General features: G+C 60.4%; 17 protein-coding genes. 10 read left to right on the top strand and 7 right to left on the bottom strand.

The features are described 5' to 3' along the window. Positions 1–137 precede the first annotated feature (137 nt). A complete protein-coding gene (locus C9422_RS06635) occupies positions 138–1,349 on the top strand; it encodes a pyridoxal phosphate-dependent aminotransferase (RefSeq protein WP_007973513.1) in 1,212 nt (403 codons plus the stop codon). A 318-nt stretch (positions 1,350–1,667) separates the two neighbouring features. Then, positions 1,668–2,558 carry a protease HtpX gene (gene htpX, locus C9422_RS06630; RefSeq protein ID WP_007973520.1) on the top strand — a complete coding sequence of 297 codons (891 nt, stop codon included), beginning with the start codon at positions 1,668–1,670 and terminating at the stop codon, positions 2,556–2,558. Between the two features lie 177 nt (positions 2,559–2,735). Here the strand turns inward: htpX and C9422_RS06625 are convergent, their stop codons facing one another. Further along, positions 2,736–3,392 (bottom strand): thiopurine S-methyltransferase, encoded by a 657-nt coding sequence (locus tag C9422_RS06625; protein WP_116580077.1) that lies wholly within the window; start codon positions 3,390–3,392, stop codon positions 2,736–2,738. A gap of 102 nt (positions 3,393–3,494) precedes the next feature. Here C9422_RS06625 and C9422_RS06620 point away from each other — a divergent pair, with 102 nt between their 5' ends. Next, positions 3,495–4,262: a class III extradiol ring-cleavage dioxygenase gene (locus tag C9422_RS06620; RefSeq protein ID WP_116580076.1), complete on the top strand. Its 768-nt coding sequence runs from the start codon at positions 3,495–3,497 to the stop codon at positions 4,260–4,262. Positions 4,263–4,416: 154 nt separating this feature from the next. Here C9422_RS06620 and C9422_RS06615 read toward each other — a convergent pair whose 3' ends face one another. Then, positions 4,417–6,090, bottom strand: a complete 1,674-nt coding sequence (locus C9422_RS06615) for a DEAD/DEAH box helicase (protein WP_007973525.1) — start codon at positions 6,088–6,090, stop codon at positions 4,417–4,419. Between the two features lie 423 nt (positions 6,091–6,513). Here C9422_RS06615 and C9422_RS06605 point away from each other — a divergent pair, with 423 nt between their 5' ends. Next, positions 6,514–7,305: a crotonase/enoyl-CoA hydratase family protein gene (locus C9422_RS06605; RefSeq protein ID WP_116580075.1), complete on the top strand. Its 792-nt coding sequence runs from the start codon at positions 6,514–6,516 to the stop codon at positions 7,303–7,305. A gap of 124 nt (positions 7,306–7,429) precedes the next feature. Here C9422_RS06605 and C9422_RS06600 read toward each other — a convergent pair whose 3' ends face one another. Beyond that, on the bottom strand, positions 7,430–8,185 hold the full coding sequence (locus tag C9422_RS06600; protein ID WP_116580074.1) for a spermidine synthase: 756 nt from the start codon (positions 8,183–8,185) through the stop codon (positions 7,430–7,432). 150 nt (positions 8,186–8,335) lie between these two features. Between C9422_RS06600 and C9422_RS06595 the strand changes: the two genes are divergently transcribed. After that, positions 8,336–9,682 carry a class II 3-deoxy-7-phosphoheptulonate synthase gene (locus tag C9422_RS06595; RefSeq protein WP_116580073.1) on the top strand — a complete coding sequence of 449 codons (1,347 nt, stop codon included), beginning with the start codon at positions 8,336–8,338 and terminating at the stop codon, positions 9,680–9,682. A gap of 93 nt (positions 9,683–9,775) precedes the next feature. On the opposite strand, the gene C9422_RS06590 is transcribed toward C9422_RS06595, so the two are convergent. Both C9422_RS06590 and C9422_RS06585 read right to left on the bottom strand, forming a co-directional pair. Further along, positions 9,776–11,005, bottom strand: coding sequence for a winged helix-turn-helix domain-containing protein (locus C9422_RS06590; protein ID WP_116580072.1), 1,230 nt, complete (start codon positions 11,003–11,005; stop codon positions 9,776–9,778). 80 nt (positions 11,006–11,085) lie between these two features. Then, positions 11,086–11,301, bottom strand: coding sequence for a DUF1127 domain-containing protein (locus C9422_RS06585; protein WP_007973532.1), 216 nt, complete (start codon positions 11,299–11,301; stop codon positions 11,086–11,088). Positions 11,302–11,396: 95 nt separating this feature from the next. Between C9422_RS06585 and C9422_RS06580 the strand changes: the two genes are divergently transcribed. After that, positions 11,397–12,251, top strand: a complete 855-nt coding sequence (locus C9422_RS06580; protein ID WP_116580071.1) for a LysR substrate-binding domain-containing protein — start codon at positions 11,397–11,399, stop codon at positions 12,249–12,251. Here C9422_RS06580 and C9422_RS06575 read toward each other — a convergent pair. Further along, a complete protein-coding gene (locus C9422_RS06575; RefSeq protein WP_116580134.1) occupies positions 12,241–12,975 on the bottom strand; it encodes a sulfite exporter TauE/SafE family protein in 735 nt (244 codons plus the stop codon). The two genes, C9422_RS06580 and C9422_RS06575, sit on opposite strands and share 11 nt — an antisense overlap. A 124-nt stretch (positions 12,976–13,099) precedes the next feature. On the opposite strand from C9422_RS06575, the gene C9422_RS06570 reads away from it, so the two are divergent. The 4 genes from C9422_RS06570 (at position 13,100) to C9422_RS06555 (ending at position 16,402) form a co-directional block, all read left to right on the top strand. Next, entirely contained in the window at positions 13,100–14,056 is a 957-nt protein-coding gene (locus C9422_RS06570; RefSeq protein WP_104448920.1) for a LysR family transcriptional regulator, read from the top strand. Positions 14,057–14,123: 67 nt separating this feature from the next. Beyond that, positions 14,124–14,585: a MarR family winged helix-turn-helix transcriptional regulator gene (locus tag C9422_RS06565; RefSeq protein ID WP_007973537.1), complete on the top strand. Its 462-nt coding sequence runs from the start codon at positions 14,124–14,126 to the stop codon at positions 14,583–14,585. A gap of 349 nt (positions 14,586–14,934) precedes the next feature. Beyond that, entirely contained in the window at positions 14,935–15,354 is a 420-nt protein-coding gene (locus tag C9422_RS06560) for an organic hydroperoxide resistance protein (RefSeq protein WP_007973539.1), read from the top strand. 34 nt (positions 15,355–15,388) lie between these two features. Further along, on the top strand, positions 15,389–16,402 hold the full coding sequence (locus tag C9422_RS06555) for an alpha/beta hydrolase (RefSeq protein WP_116580070.1): 1,014 nt from the start codon (positions 15,389–15,391) through the stop codon (positions 16,400–16,402). Positions 16,403–16,554: 152 nt separating this feature from the next. Here the strand turns inward: C9422_RS06555 and C9422_RS06550 are convergent, their stop codons facing one another. Further along, positions 16,555–17,124 (bottom strand): elongation factor P, encoded by a 570-nt coding sequence (locus C9422_RS06550; protein ID WP_007955690.1) that lies wholly within the window; start codon positions 17,122–17,124, stop codon positions 16,555–16,557. Positions 17,125–17,138: the final 14 nt, after the last annotated feature.

Genomic DNA, 17,138 nt, shown 5'->3' with positions numbered 1-17,138 from the left:
TGGCAGCCAGACCACGCGCATTCAAACGGAAATATGGGTGCTGCATCTCAAGGCGCCGGGCCTGTGTGAATACGCAGGATTCCCAGCACGGCTGTCCAAACGCCGTCTGGATCGTTCATTTTCGGGAACACATCGCCATGCAGGTCAGCAAATCGAACAAGCTCGCCAACGTCTGCTACGACATTCGCGGCCCGGTGCTCAAGCACGCCAAGCGCCTGGAAGAGGAAGGCCATCGCATCCTCAAGCTGAACATCGGCAACCCGGCGCCTTTTGGTTTCGAAGCGCCGGATGAGATCCTCCAGGACGTGATCCGCAACCTGCCGACCGCCCAGGGTTATAGCGACTCCAAGGGCCTGTTCAGTGCGCGCAAGGCCGTGATGCAGTATTACCAGCAAAAGCAGGTAGAAGGCGTCGGCATTGAAGACATCTACCTGGGCAATGGTGTTTCCGAACTGATCGTGATGTCGATGCAGGCCCTGCTCAACAATGGCGACGAAGTGCTGGTGCCTGCGCCAGACTACCCGCTATGGACCGCCGCCGTGAGCCTGTCCGGCGGCAATCCGGTGCATTACCTGTGCGACGAACAAGCCAACTGGTGGCCGGACCTGGCCGACATCAAGGCCAAGATCACCCCGAACACCAAGGCCCTGGTGATCATCAACCCGAACAACCCGACTGGCGCCGTGTATTCGAAGGAAGTGCTGCTGGGCATGCTGGAACTGGCCCGCCAGCACAACCTGGTGGTGTTCTCCGACGAGATCTACGACAAGATCCTCTACGACGATGCCGTGCACATCTGCACCGCCTCCCTGGCGCCGGACCTGCTGTGCCTGACCTTCAACGGTCTGTCCAAGTCCTATCGCGTGGCCGGTTTCCGTTCCGGCTGGATCGCCATTTCCGGTCCGAAACACCACGCCCAGAGCTACATCGAAGGCATCGACATGCTGGCGAACATGCGCCTGTGCGCCAACGTGCCGAGCCAGCATGCGATCCAGACCGCCCTGGGTGGCTACCAGAGCATCAATGACCTGGTGCTGCCGCAAGGTCGCCTGCTCGAACAGCGCAACCGCACCTGGGAACTGCTCAACGACATTCCGGGCGTGAGCTGCGTCAAGCCGATGGGCGCGCTATACGCTTTCCCGCGCATCGACCCGAAAGTCTGCCCGATCCACAACGACGAGAAATTCGTCCTCGACCTGCTGCTCTCCGAAAAGCTGCTGGTGGTTCAAGGCACTGCATTCAACTGGCCATGGCCAGACCACTTCCGCGTCGTGACCCTGCCACGTGTCGATGACCTGGAGATGGCCATCGGACGCATCGGCGGCTTCCTCAAGTCCTACCGCCAGTAAGCGAGCCGTCACCGTGCGACACGCCTGACCGTCGCACGGTGATTTTCATCCGGCAACATTTGTTTGCATTGCGTCACACGCAGTCGTCTTGCCCGCTGCCGGACAACGCCGTGCCTGCTCGCGCCTAACAAAGGCGGGGCCTTCGACATGAATTGACTGACAAACACTTCCTGCACTCGCGTCGGAAACGCCCTGCAAGCAGCTAGACTATTGCCGTAGGACACAGTTTGAAATAGTCACCCGGTTGAATACCCCGGTGCAGCACCTTATATACCCCGCAGTACGCTACATCTTTAGCATGAGGAGATTTCTACAACCATGATGCGCATCCTGCTGTTCTTGGCCACTAACCTGGCGGTCGTGCTGATTGCCAGCATCACCCTGAGCCTTTTCGGCTTCAACGGGTTCATGGCGGCCAATGGGGTTGACCTCAACCTCAATCAGCTGCTGATTTTCTGTGCGGTCTTTGGTTTTGCCGGTTCACTGTTCTCGCTGTTCATCTCCAAGTGGATGGCGAAGATGAGCACCAGCACCCAGATCATCACCCAGCCACGCACCCGTCACGAGCAATGGCTGCTGCAAACCGTCGAGCAACTGTCCCGCGAAGCCGGGATCAAGATGCCCGAAGTCGGTATTTTCCCCGCCTACGAGGCGAACGCTTTCGCCACCGGCTGGAACAAGAACGACGCACTGGTCGCCGTAAGCCAGGGCTTGCTCGAGCGCTTTTCACCGGATGAAGTGAAAGCCGTCCTGGCCCACGAAATCGGCCACGTGGCCAATGGCGACATGGTTACCCTGGCGCTGATCCAGGGCGTGGTGAACACCTTCGTGATGTTCTTCGCCCGGATCATCGGCAATTTCGTCGACAAGGTGATCTTCAAGAACGAAGAAGGCCAGGGCATTGCCTACTACGTGGCGACCATCTTCGCCGAACTGGTTCTGGGCATCCTGGCCAGCGCCATCGTCATGTGGTTCTCGCGCAAGCGCGAATTCCGTGCCGACGAAGCCGGTGCAAACCTGGCCGGCACTGCCGCAATGATTGGCGCCCTGCAGCGCCTGCGTGCGGAACAAGGCCTGCCGGTGCACATGCCCGACACTCTGAACGCCTTCGGCATCAATGGTGGCATCAAGCAAGGGTTCGCCCGCATGTTCATGAGCCACCCGCCACTGGAAGAGCGTATCGACGCCCTGGCTCGTCGCCGCGGCTAATAGGTTCCACCGCAAATGAAAAGGCCCGCAGCGATGCGGGCCTTTTTTTGTCTGCTCAAAAGCTTCAGTGTTTTTCAGGGCCCTTTCGCGGGCAAGCCCGCTCCCACAGGATCTGTGAACGCCACAGATCATTGTGGGAGCGGGCTTGCCCGCGAAGAGGCCTGGACTAACAACTAATTACTGACTGGAAACCCGATACACCCGCTCCTCAAGTCGCGTCACACCCGCCTCCAGGAACTTCCCGCTCTCACTCAGTACGTCCTGATCCTCCAGCACCTTCAGCGACCATGACCCGCCCAACAATCGCTGCACCTCATCATCGAGCACGGCAAACGGCGGTCCGTCCATCTGTACCTGGTCATAGTCCAGCGTGATCAATAATCCGCGACACTCTTTCGGCAGAATCCGATTCAGGTGCGCGGCATATTGCTCACGCATCTTCGGCGGCAACGCAATCAACGCGGCGCGATCATAGAGCGCGGAGCAATCAGCCGTGTCACCGGCCGTCAGCTCAAAGAAATTGCCGCACCAAAGCTCAATGGAGCCTGCCCGATAGACCTTGAACGGCCCCTGCTCACTGACGGCCGGATCAAAGCCATGCTCACTGAAAAACTCCTCGATGGCTTTTTCCGACAGTTCGATTCCCAGGACCTCATGGCCTTGATGGGCGAGCCAAAGCAAATCCAGGCTTTTTCCACATAAGGGCACCAACACGCGCGCCCCCTCTTCAAGGCTTAACGCTGGCCAGAACCGCTTCAGATGAGGGTTCACCTGCGGCAGGTGAAAGCCGATCTGATTCGCCGCCCATTTCTTGTGCCAAAACTCCGGCTGCATAAATAACCCCGAAAATTCGATCAAAACACCCTAAAACTTATATTAGATTTAGATCAATGATCTGACTGAAGATGTTGCATCTTAACTCTCAGGAGCTCATTCATGTTCCCCAGCCTGTACATATCCCACGGCTCCCCCATGCTCGCCCTGGAACCCGGTGCCAGCGGACCGGCACTCGCCCGCCTGGCCGCCGAGATCCCCAGGCCCACAGCCGTCGTGATTGTGTCTGCACATTGGGAAAGCAATGAGCTGCTGGTCAGCGGCAATCCGCAGCCTGAAACCTGGCATGACTTCGGTGGATTCCCCAAAGCCCTGTTCGAGGTCCAGTACCCGGCACCCGGCGACCCTCGACTCGCCGCAGAGGTTACCGAGCTACTGAAAACCGCCGGTTTTCCTGCGCGCATCGACAGCAATCGGCCTTTCGACCATGGCGTCTGGGTGCCTTTATCGCTGATGTACCCGCAAGCCGACATCCCGATTGTCCAGGTTTCTCTGCCCACCCGGGCCGGCCCTGCTCTGCAGACCCGCGTTGGCCACGCGCTGGCCAGCCTGCGCGAGCACGGCGTCCTGCTGATCGGCTCCGGCAGCATCACTCACAACCTGCGGGAGCTGGACTGGCACGCCGGCCCCGAGAGCGTTGAGCCCTGGGCGCTGGCGTTTCGCGACTGGATGGTCGAGAAACTCGCAGCGAACGACGAAGCCGCACTGCATGACTATCGCGCTCAGGCACCGCATGCCGTACGCAACCACCCCAGCGACGAACACCTGTTGCCGCTGTACTTTGCCCGTGCCGCCGGTGGGCCGTTCAGCATTGCCCATCAGGGGTTTACCATGGGCGCACTAGGTATGGACATCTATCGTTTCGGCTGACCAATAAAGCAAAAGATCGCAGCCTTCGGCAGCTCCTACGGAGGAATGCGATCCCGTGTAGGAGCTGCCGAAGGCTGCGATCTTTCTTACAGGCAAAAAAATCCCCGAACCAGTCGGGGATTTTTCATGTTCGATCAATCAGCTCGAGAGCGGATCAATCTTCGCGGTAGCGACGCAGCTTCAACTGCTTGCCGGCAACGCGAGTGTCCTTCAGCTTGGTCAGCAACTTCTCCAGACCATCTTCCGGCAGCTCGACGAGGCTGAAGCTGTCACGCACCTGGATGCGACCGATCGCTTCACGCGCCAGACCACCTTCGTTGAGGATGGCGCCCAGCAGGTTCTTGGCAGCGATACCGTCACGCGCGCCCAGCGCGGTACGGCAACGTGCACGGCCTTCGCCCAGTGGCATCGGAGCACGACGCTCGCGGTCGCCACGCTCAGGACGATCACCGGAACGCTCTGGACGATCGCCACGAGGTGCATTGTTCGGCACCAGTGGACGCTCTTTCTCGATAGCGGCCAGGTTCAGCGCTTGACCGTTGGTTGCCTTGCGCAGCAGGGCTGCGGCCAGGGCACGCGGGCTGCAACCGATGTCGGCGGTCAGGCGATCGAGCAGATCGCCGTGGGTCGATTCGGCCTCGGCCACCAGCGGCGACAGGCTGTTGGTCAGTTTCTTGATGCGCGCATCCAGAACGGCTTGAGCGTCCGGCAGGCGAACTTCAGCAACCTTCTGACCGGTTACACGCTCGATCACTTGCAGCATGCGGCGCTCACGCGGAGTCACCAGCAGCAGTGCACGACCTTCGCGACCGGCACGGCCGGTACGGCCGATACGGTGAACGTAGGACTCAGGATCGTACGGCATGTCAACGTTGAACACGTGAGTGATGCGCGGAACGTCCAGGCCACGAGCGGCAACGTCGGTCGCCACAACGATGTCCAGGCGGCCATCCTTGAGGGAGTCGATCACGCGCTCGCGCTGGTTCTGGGCGATGTCACCGTTCAGCGCAGCGGCTTTGTAGCCTTTGGCTTCCAGGGCACTGGCCAGGTCCAGGGTCGCTTGCTTGGTGCGCACGAACATGATCAGGGCGTCGAAATCTTCCACTTCCAGCAAGCTGAGAACGGCCGAAGTCTTCTGGTCAGCGTGAACCAGCAGGTGAGCCTGCTCGATCGCGGTAACGGTCTGGGTCTTGCTCTGAATCTTGACGTGCTTCGGATCGCGCAGGTGGCGTTCGGCGATGGCACGGATCGACTGAGGCAGGGTTGCCGAGAACAGTACGGTCTGACGGGTTTCCGGCATGGCCTTGAAGATGACTTCCAGGTCGTCCATGAAGCCCAGCTTGAGCATTTCGTCGGCTTCGTCGAGAACCAGGTGGTTCACGGTCGCCAGTACTTTTTCGTCGCGACGCAGGTGGTCGCACAGACGGCCCGGAGTGGCGACAACGATTTGTGCGCCATTACGGATTGCTTTCAGTTGTGGGCCCATCGGCGCGCCGCCGTAGACAGCCACAACAGTCACGCCCGGCATTTGCTTGGCGTAGGTTTCGAAAGCGGTTGCAACTTGTAGCGCCAACTCACGAGTTGGGGCCAGGATCAGAGCTTGCGGCTCGCGCTTGGACGGATCAATGCGGTGCAGAATTGGCAGGGCAAAGGCAGCGGTTTTACCGGTACCGGTTTGCGCCTGACCAATCATATCGTGACCGGCGAGAATGATCGGGATCGACTGCTGCTGAATGGCCGAAGGCTCTTCATAGCCGGTAGCGACTACTGCAGCGACAATATTTGGATGAAGTTCAAGAGCGGCGAAGCCGCCGATTTCCTGGGTCATGGGTCTGCCTCTAAGTGCATCCGCAAAGACCCATGCTCCAAAGCTGCACATGCCGTGTTGAGACTCAAGAGTCGCCCTGGCAGCTTTGTCGGCGGGGATTTGCGAAAACGAATGAATGAAAAGAATCGTCAAGGAAGAGTCCGCTGGGCGGACGTGCAGCCGAAGCTGGCTTCGGGGAATTGCGCTACCTAAACGCGGCCCGGTTAAAGGCCGGCGCGCACTATACCGGAATTCGTCAAAAAAGGGAGCTTTTTTTATCGGAAATCCACCGGATACACCGTTGTGTCACAGGCTTTGCGAATAATCGGTCAGCCGTCTATTTTTCAAAGGCCCGGCCTTGCGGGTGATGGCGCTAAAACGGTTCACCCCTTACCGTGCAGACCGCAGGTCCCCGCACGCCTCTCCTACCCCGAGGACCGCTCCATGAATCAGCCCAGTTCCAGTCGAGTCAGCCGCGAACGGCGCGGCCATGTGTTCCTGATTGGTCTGGATCGGGTGGCCAAGCGCAACGCCTTCGATCTCGACCTGCTCAACGCGCTGAGCCTGGCCTATGGCGAGTTCGAGGCCGACAGCGAGGCGCGGGTGGCGGTGGTGTTCACTCATGGCGAGCACTTTACCGCCGGGCTCGATCTGGTCAATGCCAGCGTGGCACTGGCAGATGGCTGGCAGGTTCCGCCCGGCGGCTGTGATCCGTGGGCGGTGTTCGCCGGCCCCAGGGTCAGCAAACCGGTGATTGTCGCCGCCCAGGGTTATTGCCTGACCATCGGCATCGAGCTGATGCTGGCCGCCGACATCAACCTGTGCGCCAGCAACACCCGGTTCGCGCAGATGGAAGTGCAACGCGGGATCTTCCCGTTCGGCGGTGCCACCCTGCGCCTGCATCAAGTGGCCGGCTGGGGCAATGCCATGCGCTGGTTGTTGACCGGGGATGAATTCGACGCCCGCGACGCCTTGCACCTGGGTCTGGTGCAGGAGGTCATGGCCAGCGAGGACTTGCTGCCCCGGGCGATTGAACTGGCCGAGCGGATCGCCCGTCAGGCGCCGCTCGGCGTTCAAGCGACACTGATGTCTGCGCGACAGGCCCGCTATGAAGGGGAAACCGCAGCGGCACAGGCATTGCCGCTGCTGGTGAAGAAGTTGATGGCGAGCGAGGATGTCAAGGAAGGTGTGCGGTCGATGGTGGAGCGGCGGCCTGGGGTCTTCAAAGGGCTTTGATTTTTATATTGGCTTTGATGGCCCTTTCGCGGGCAAGCCCGCTCCCACAGAGTCCGGCGAGCTCCAAAGATCCACTGTGGGAGCGGGCTTGCCCGCGAAGGGGCCCGTCCAGACAATCAATTAATCAGGTCGCCGGGCGAATCGCCTTGATCAACGACTGCAACGAATACCCCAGCCGCGGCGCCAGCGCTTCGGCGCGGTTGATCAGGCCGTCCATGTCCAGCTCCTGATCCAGCTCCGAAGGCACGATCAGGATCACGTTGCCCTCCTTCACCGGCAGTTCCCAATAGTGGCGGTGATACAAACCGCGCAACAAGGCGGCGCCCAGGGGTTTGCCATCGTCGGTCGCCCACTGATTGATGACCAGCCAGCCACCCGGATTCAATCGCTTCTGGCAGTTTTCCAGAAAGCTCCAGGCCAGATGCCCGACACCGGGGCCGACATCGGTATAAAGGTCGACGAAAATCAGGTCCGCCGATTCTGCGCTATCCAGCAACTCCAGCGCATCGCCAACGCGGATGTACAGACGCGGATCGTCATCCAGCCCCAGATATTCAATGGCCAGGCGCGGCACATCCGGGCGCAGCTCGATGGCTTCGACATCTTCCAGCGGCAGGAACTTGAGGCAGGCCTGCGTCAGCGTACCGGCACCGAGACCGAGAAACAGCGCACTTTCCGGTTGCTCGTGGCACAGCGCGCCGATCAGCATCGCCCGGGTATAGTCGTACTCGAGCCAGCTCGGATCGGCGGTGAACACGCAGCTTTGCTCGATGGCATCACCGAACTCGAGAAAACGGTAATCGGCCACTTCCAGCACACGAATCACACCGAACTCGTCCTGTACCTCGGCGAGCAGATGCTCGACGCGTTCCTCAGTCATTTCATCTCCTGACCGTCGCCGGGGCCGGCAACGCAATAACACCGCGTGTAGAGAGCGGCAAAGGCGAGATTGTCAGCGATGCGACGGGAACAGGTCACGCACTAATTTGCTGATAACATGGGCGTCCGAGCGAAAACACTAGAGACCGTGATGAGCCAACCCTGGAGCCCTGACAGCTGGCGCGCCCTGCCGATCCAGCAACAACCCCGATACCCCGACGCCGCGCATTTGCAGCAGGTCGAGCAGACCCTGGCCAGCTATCCGCCGCTGGTGTTTGCCGGTGAAGCCCGTGAGTTGCGCCGTCAGTTTGCCGAGGTGACCCAGGGCCGCGCGTTTCTGCTGCAGGGTGGCGACTGCGCCGAAAGCTTCGCCGAGTTCTCCGCGGCGAAAATCCGCGACACCTTCAAGGTGTTGCTGCAGATGGCCATCGTGATGACTTTTGCCGCCGGTTGTCCGGTGGTCAAGGTCGGGCGCATGGCCGGGCAGTTCGCCAAGCCGCGTTCGGCCAACGACGAAACCATCGATGGCGTGACACTGCCCGCCTACCGTGGCGACATCGTCAACGGCATCGGTTTCGACGAAAAAAGCCGCGTGCCGGACCCCGAGCGCCTGTTGCAGTCGTATCACCAGTCCACCGCCACCCTGAACCTGCTGCGCGCGTTCGCCCAGGGCGGTTTTGCCGATCTGCATCAGGTGCACAAGTGGAACCTGGACTTCATCGCCAACTCGGCGCTGGCGGAAAAATACAGCCACCTGGCCGATCGCATCGATGAAACCCTGGCGTTCATGCGCGCCTGCGGCATGGACAGTTCGCCGCAGCTGCGCGAAACCAGTTTCTTCACCGCCCACGAAGCGCTGCTGCTGAACTACGAAGAAGCTTTCGTGCGTCGCGACAGCCTGACCAACGATTACTACGATTGCTCGGCGCACATGCTGTGGATCGGCGACCGCACCCGCCAGCTCGACGGCGCCCACGTCGAATTCCTGCGCGGGGTGAACAACCCGATCGGGGTCAAGGTCGGCCCGAGCATGAACCCCGACGACCTGATTCGCCTGATCGATGTGCTCAACCCGGACAACGATCCGGGCCGCCTGAACCTGATCGCACGGATGGGCGCGAACAAGGTCGGCGATCACTTGCCGCGACTGATCCGTGCCGTCCAGCGAGAAGGCAAGCAGGTGCTGTGGAGTTCCGACCCGATGCATGGCAACACCATCAAGGCCAGCAGCGGCTACAAGACCCGCGACTTCGCGCAGATCCTTGGCGAGGTGAAGCAGTTCTTCCAGGTGCACGAAGCCGAAGGCAGTTATGCCGGTGGTATCCATATCGAAATGACCGGGCAGAACGTTACCGAGTGCATCGGTGGTGCACGGCCGATTACCGAGGACGGTTTGTCGGATCGCTACCACACCCATTGCGACCCGCGGATGAATGCCGATCAGTCGCTGGAACTGGCGTTTTTGATTGCTGAAACCCTGAAGCAGGTCCGTCGATAAACGATAACCGTAGGAGCTGCCGCAGGCTGCGATCTTTTGATTTTTCAAGATCAAAAGATCGCAGCCTGCGGCAGCTCCTACAAAAGCGGGGCTTCAGTCACCTTCAAATTGTGTGAATGCCACCCGCAACCGTGCCGCACTCGCCCGCGGGCAGTTCAACTGAACCTGCGCCAGCCCCAGCCAACCCGCCATCTGCCGCAGATTGACCGCCAACGCCAGCATCCCCTCCTCATCCAGCCCCGTTTCCTCTTCATGCACCGCATGCACAGCCAAACGACCCGCCGCCCGCTCGGCACGCAGATCGACCCGTGCGGCAATCCGTTCGTTGTGCAGAAACGGCAGCACGTAATAGCCGTAAACGCGCTTGTCCTGCGGCGTGTAGATTTCCAGCCGATAACGGAAATCAAACAGCCGCTCCGTACGGCTGCGCTCCCAGATCAGCGAATCGAATGGCGAGAGCAAGGCACTGGCCGCGACCTTGCGCGGCACCTTCGGCTCGGGCAGACAATAGGCCGCTTGTCGCCAGCCCTGGACTTCGCAGGCCAGCAATTCACCGGCCTCGACCAACTCCGCCAAACGTGGACGACTGTCCGCAGGGTTCAGGCGGAAATAGTCACGCAAGTCCTTCTCCGTACCGACACCCAAGGCCGTTGCCGCATGCCGTAACAGGCCGCGCTGGGCGTCAGCTTCATCGAGGACGGGCTGCGCAAGAACCGCCGAGGGAATCACCCGCTCCGGCAAATCGTAGAGCCTTTCAAACCCGCGCCGTCCGGCGACGGTCACTTCACCGGCAGCGAACAACCATTCCAGCGCATGCTTTTCCGCACTCCAGTCCCACCAGGGCCCGGCACGCTCCTGACGGGTCGACAGACTCCCGGCACCCAGCGCGCCCTGCTGCTCGACCGACGCCAGCACGCGACGAATCGTGTCTTGCTGTTCTCGCCCAAAACGCGCCAGTTGCTGATAGATGTCTTCGCCACGGCTCGCCCGCTGCATGCGCCAACGCATCAGCGGGTACAGTGAAAGCGGTAACAACGAGGCTTCATGGCCCCAATACTCAAAGAGTGTCCGACGCCGGCCCTGGCTCCAGGCAGCCTGGTCGAGCAAGTCGGAGGAGTAATGGCCGAGGCGGGAAAACAGCGGAAGGTAGTGCGAACGCACCACTGCATTGACCGAATCGATCTGCAAAATGCCCAGCCGCTCGATCAGTCGGTTGAGCGCAACAGCCTTGATCGCCGCTGGCGACTGCCGCCCGTTGAACCCTTGGGCGGCCAGCGCCAGACGCCGAGCCTGTTTGAGGGTAAAGGACAATGTTGCGGGCATGGGCATCTCCTTGTCTGCTCGCAACCTACCTCACCGGTAAGGGGTTTGTGTAGCGTGGGATTCATCATTTATTGATCGGATCATTTATGCATCGGGTCGCTCCAGAACGGCTTGATCGACTCGTTCTCCACATCCGCACGACTCATGCCGATGTCCTTGAGCGCTTCGTCGCTCAAGCTCGCCAGCAGTTCGCGCTCGCGATGCAGTTCGTACCAGCGGCCGACCTTGTGCAGCAGATCGGATATCAGGTGAATGGAGTGTTTTTCCGCACCGTGGAACTCATGTTGACCTTTCATCTTGTTGCCCTCCGTTTGGATGGCTCCAGTCTCGCGCCGGGTCTAAGATCAATCCAACGAATGTTTCTGATGTCACATATCTCGGAGATTGATGAATGTCGGCCTACCCGAGTATCGATACCGAAGTGCTGCGCACCTTCGTCGCCATCGCCGACCAGGGCGGCTTTACCCGCGCCGGCGAAATGGTCAACCGCACCCAGTCAGCCGTCAGCATGCAGATGAAGCGACTGGAAGAGGATGTGCTGCAGCGCCAGCTGTTCCAGCGCGACGGACGGCAGGTGCGGCTGACGGCCGAAGGCCAGGTGCTGCTGGGCTATGCGCGGCGGATCCTCAAGCTGCACAGCGAGGTCTTCAATACCCTGCGTGAACCCGACATGGTCGGCATGGTGCGCATCGGTACGCCGGACGATTATGTGATGCGATTTCTCCCGGGGATTCTGCGCCGGTTTGCCCAGTCCTATCCGCTGATCCAGATCGAAGTGCACTGCGAATCATCGAAACAGCTGTTGATGCGCCAGGACCTGGACCTGTCCATCGTGACCCGCGAGCCGGGCAGCGAAATCGGCCAGTTGTTGCGCAAGGAACGTTTTGTCTGGGCCGAGGCGCAATGCTACAGCGCCCACGAACAGACGCCGCTGCCGCTGGCGATGTTCAACAGCGATTGCTTCTGCCGCCAGTGGGCCTGCAATGCCCTGGATGCCCGGGGGCGCGATTACCGGGTGGCGTACAACAGCGACAGCCTGTCAGCGATCATGGCCGTGGTCAGCGCCGGCCTGGCAGTGACCGCACAGCTTGAAAGCCTGATCACCGCGGACATGCGCATTCTGGGTGAAGCCGAGGATCTGCCGTTGCTGCCCGAGGCCAGCATCATGCTCGTGCGCAACCTGCATAACCCGTCACCGATCACCGAGTGCCTGGCCGAACACATCATTGATGGCTTCAAACTTTAAAGGCAAGCGTCACCGCACAGAACACCAGGAACCCGCAAAACAGCCCGCGCAGCAGCCGCTCCGGCAAAGCGTGGGCAACCTTCACGCCCCAACTGATGCTCATCAGCCCACCGACCGCCAAGGGTAAGCCGATCCCCCAGTTGACCTGATGGTGCACGGCATAAGTCACCAGCGTCCCCCCCGTGCTCGGCAGGGCCAGCGCCAACGACAACCCCTGCGCAACCACCTGACTGGTGCCGAACAGACTGGTCAGCACCGGTGTCGCCACCACTGCGCCTCCCACGCCGAACAATCCGCCCATCGTGCCGGATGCAGCGCCCAGCACGCCCAGCCAGGGCCATGAGTAGTTCATCCGTGACGCCGCCGAGGCGTTGGCGGCGAACATGCGTACGAGGTTGTACGCCGACAGTGCGATCAGAAACGCAACAAAACCTATGCGCATGGTTCGCGCATCGATGCCCACCGCCCAGATCGACCCGAGCCAGGCGAAGCAGAACCCCATGATGGCCAACGGTAGCGCGTGTTGCAGCTCGATCCGGTTGCGCTGATGGTAGCGCCACAGCGCCAGCATCACGTTCGGCACGACCATCACCAATGCCGTGCCTTGGGCAATCTGCTGGTCGAGCCCGAACAGCACGCCCAACAGCGGAATGGCAATCAGGCCACCGCCGATGCCGAACAAACCGCCAAGGGTGCCGAGGGCGGCACCGAACACCAGGTACATCAGAAACTCAATCACGGCCGATTTCTCCTCACATCACGCCAATGATCCTACGCAGTTGCTTATGGCACGGAAACGCACAGCGACGCACAATGGCTGTGCCAAATTCGCACAAGCGCAGATTGCCATGAACCCCAACCAACTGACCGACCAACTGGCTTTATTCCTCGACGTACTGGAAACCGGCAGTTTTTCCGCCGCCTCGCGCCGTCACCCGATGACCCCTTCGGCCGTGGCACGGCGGATCGACAGCCTGGAAAACGCGGTTGGCAGTCAGCTGTTCATCCGCAGCACGCATGCGGTGCGCGCTACCCCGGCAGGATTGGCCTTCGCCGAGCGAGCACGGCGGATCGTCGCCGAATTGCGTCTGGCCCGGGCCGAGGCCGTGTCCTTGAGCAGCGCGCCGGAAGGCCTCATTCGTATCGATGCGCCAGCAGCCTTTGGGCGCCGGCACCTGGCACCGGTGATTGCCGATTTCCTCATGCTCTATCCGGGACTCGATGTGCAACTGCACCTGATCGACAGTTTCGTCGACATGCAGGGCCAGAACCTCGGCAAGGTCGATCTGGTGCTGCGCGCCGGGCAATTGGCCGACACCCGGCTGGTGGCCACACCACTGGCGAGCATGGTGCGTATTGCCTGTGCCAGTCCTGACTATTTGCGCCGACGCGGCGTGCCGACCGATCCGTCGCAGCTGATTGAACACGACGGACTCGATTGGGATGGCCTGGCCCCGCCCTTCGCCTGGCGTTTCGAACGGGACGGGCAAATGCAGTTGCATCGGCCGGCGCGGGTGCGCATGAGCGCCAACAATGCCGAGGCGCTGGTATGCGGCGCATTGGCCGGATTGGGTATCGCGCACCTGCCGACCTGGCTGGCCAGCGAGTACCTGTTGCGGGGTGAGTTACTGCCGCTGTTCTGCGACAGCGACCTGCCAAAACCGGAAAACGCCGGCATCTATGCCTTGCGCCTGGAACAACAACCCAACTCCCGAAGCCGCTTGTTGCTGGAGTACCTGAAAACCCGCTTCAGCCCGGTGCCGCCCTGGGATCTGCTGTTGCAAACCCATTTGCAACGGCACTGATCAAAATTATCTGGCGCATTAAAGATTCGCCCGCTAGATTCCAAAGATCACAGATCAAGGCTTCGACATGAGCACCGAGCGCAACACCCCGGACAACTGCGACAACCTGCTGCTGGATAACCAGGCCTGCTTCGCCCTGCACTCCACTTCGCTGATGATGACCAAGGTCTACAAGCCCCTGCTGCAGGCGCTGGGCCTGACCTACCCGCAATACCTGGCGATGATGGTGCTGTGGGAAAAGGACGGTTTGACGGTAGGCGAAATCAGCACTCGATTGCTGACCGACCCTGGATCCTTGACGCCGCTGCTCAAGCGCCTGGAAGCCGAAGGCCTGCTCAGCCGAACCCGCAGCCGCGAAGATGAACGCGTGGTGATCGTCGAGCTCACCGAACAGGGCCGGGCGTTGCGCGACAAGGCGCGTGACATTCCCCAATGCATCCTCGGCGCCAGCGGGATGACACTGGAGCGCCTGCAAAACCTGCAAGCGGAGCTGCAAGCGCTGCGTCGTCACCTGCAAGACAGCCTGTAATTTCAAGACCACCACAAAACCAGTGTGGGAGCGGGCTTGCTCGCGAAAGCGGTGTGTCAGTCGACGTAAATTTCGAATGACACACCGCTTTCGCGAGCAAGCCCGCTCCCACAATTGCGTTGTGCGGCGCCATAGAATCCGATCCTCTCCCACAAAAAATCGCCCGCAAAACCTCCATCCGCTCTAACTCAATAATTTCAGCCAACATCGTTCAACCGCTCGTCGGCCCTGGCAAATTTATTTTGTTTTTATCTTGCGCACTAAACATTAGCGCGATACATTCATTTCGCACTTACTTAGCGCGCAAATATTTAGCGCAAACAAATCAAACCCCGAAGAGGCTTTCACCATGCAAACTCTCTACACCGCAATCGCAACTTCCACCGGTGGCCGTGACGGTCGTGCGGTTTCCAGCGACAACATCCTCGACGTCAAACTCGCCACGCCGAAAGAACTCGGCGGTGCCGGCGGCGCAGCCACCAACCCTGAGCAACTGTTCGCCGCCGGCTACTCCGCCTGCTTCATCGGCGCCCTGAAATTCGTCGCCAGCCAGACCAAGCGCAGCATCCCGAGCGACGCTTCGATCACCGCCCATGTCGGCATCGGCCAGATCCCTGGCGGTTTCGGCCTGGACATCGACCTGCACATCAGCCTGCCGGGTCTTGAACAAGCCGATGCCCAGGCACTGGTCGACGCTGCCCACCAGGTCTGCCCGTACTCCAATGCCACCCGTGGCAACGTCGATGTGCGCCTGCACGTAACCGTCTAAGCGCCGACTTCCCAGGCCCGAACAGGAAACGAACATGAACACTCTCAGCAAAGTCTTGACCGGTACCCTTCTCGCTCTGTCGATCAACAGTGCGTTCGCAAGTGACGGGGTTGAACACAACACCCAGGCGTTCCTCGATGTGCTGAATGCCGGTACCGGCAAGCCGCTTGAACAACTCAGCCCGAAAGACGCCCGCGCCGTGCTGACGGGCGCGCAGGCTGGGGTGAAACTGACACTGCCAAAAGCCGATGTCAGCCAGAAGACCATTCAAGTCGACGGCCAACCGCTGAACCTGACCATCGTCCGGCCGGCCGGGGTCAAGGGTGAGCTGCCCGTGTTCATGTTCTTCCACGGCGGCGGCTGGGTACTGGGGGACTTCCCGACCCACGAGCGGCTGGTGCGTGACCTGGTGACCGGTTCTGGGGCAGCGGCCGTGTTCGTGAACTACACGCCGTCGCCGGAAGCCCATTACCCGGTGGCGATCAACCAGGCTTACGCTGCGACAAAATGGGTGGCCGAGCACGGTAAAGAGATCAACGTCGATGGCAAGCGCCTGGCAGTAGCCGGCAACAGTGTCGGCGGCAACATGGCGGCCGTGGTTGCACTGATGGCCAAGGACAAGGGAACCCCGGCGATCAAGTTCCAGGTATTGCTGTGGCCGGTGACGGATGCCAACTTCGAAACCGCGTCCTACAACCAGTTTGCCGAAGGGTACTTCCTCAGCAAAAATGCGATGAAGTGGTTCTGGGACAACTACACCACCGACGCCAACCAGCGTAACGAGATCTATGCCTCACCGCTGCGCGCCACCACCGCCCAGCTGAAAGGGTTGCCGCCAGCGCTGGTGCAGACCGCCGGTGCCGACGTGTTGCGCGACGAAGGCGAAGCCTACGCCCGCAAACTCGATGAAGCCGGCGTGCCGGTGACCTCGGTGCGCTACAACGGCATGATCCACGACTACGGTTTGCTCAACGTGGTGAGCCAGGTGCCAGCGGTGCGTTCGGCGATGTTGCAGGCGTCTGAAGAGCTCAAGCAACACCTGAAATAGAAGCAAAAGATCGCAGCCTGCGGCAGCTCCTACCTTGAAGGTGTTCATGTACATCAAACCTGTAGGAGCTGCCGCAGGCTGCGATCCCTTGATCTTCCAGGCACAAAAAAGCCCGACTCAATGGTCGGGCTTTTTCATTCCTCAAGCAGTGCTTATTTGGCACGGCCTTTGTAGGAACCGCCTTCGCGGGTATCGATCTCGATCATGTCGCCGATTTCGATGAAGTCAGCAACCGACAGTTCGGTACCGTTCTTCAGTTTGGCAGGCTTCATGACCTTGCCGGAAGTGTCGCCGCGAGCGGAGCCTTCGGTGTAGTCAACCTGACGCACGATGGTGGTCGGCAGCTCTACGGAAACCAGACGGCCTTCGAAGAACACGGCTTCGCAAACGTCGGTCATGCCTTCTTCCACGAATGGCAGAACGCTTTCGATGTCTTCGGCGTTCAGCTCGTACATGGTGTAGTCGGTGGTGTCCATGAACGTGTAGGAGTCGCCGCTGATGAAGGACAGGGTCGCTTCCTTGCGGTCGAGGATCACGTCGTCCAGCTTGTCGTCCGCACCGTATACGGTTTCGGTCTTGTAGCCGGTCAGCAGGTTCTTCAGCTTGGTCTTCATGATCGCGCTGTTACGACCGGACTTGGTGAATTCAGCTTTCTGAACCAGCCAAGGATCGTTGTCGATACGGATCACGGTACCGGGTTTGAGTTCTTTACCAGTTTTCATTGCGAATATCCGAA

The organism is Pseudomonas sp. B1(2018), from assembly GCF_003097365.1.
GTDB classification, from domain to species: Bacteria; Pseudomonadota; Gammaproteobacteria; order Pseudomonadales; family Pseudomonadaceae; genus Aquipseudomonas; species Aquipseudomonas laurylsulfatiphila.
Note: the sequence above shows the minus strand (reverse complement) of the source record. Positions and strands in the feature narration are given on the sequence as shown.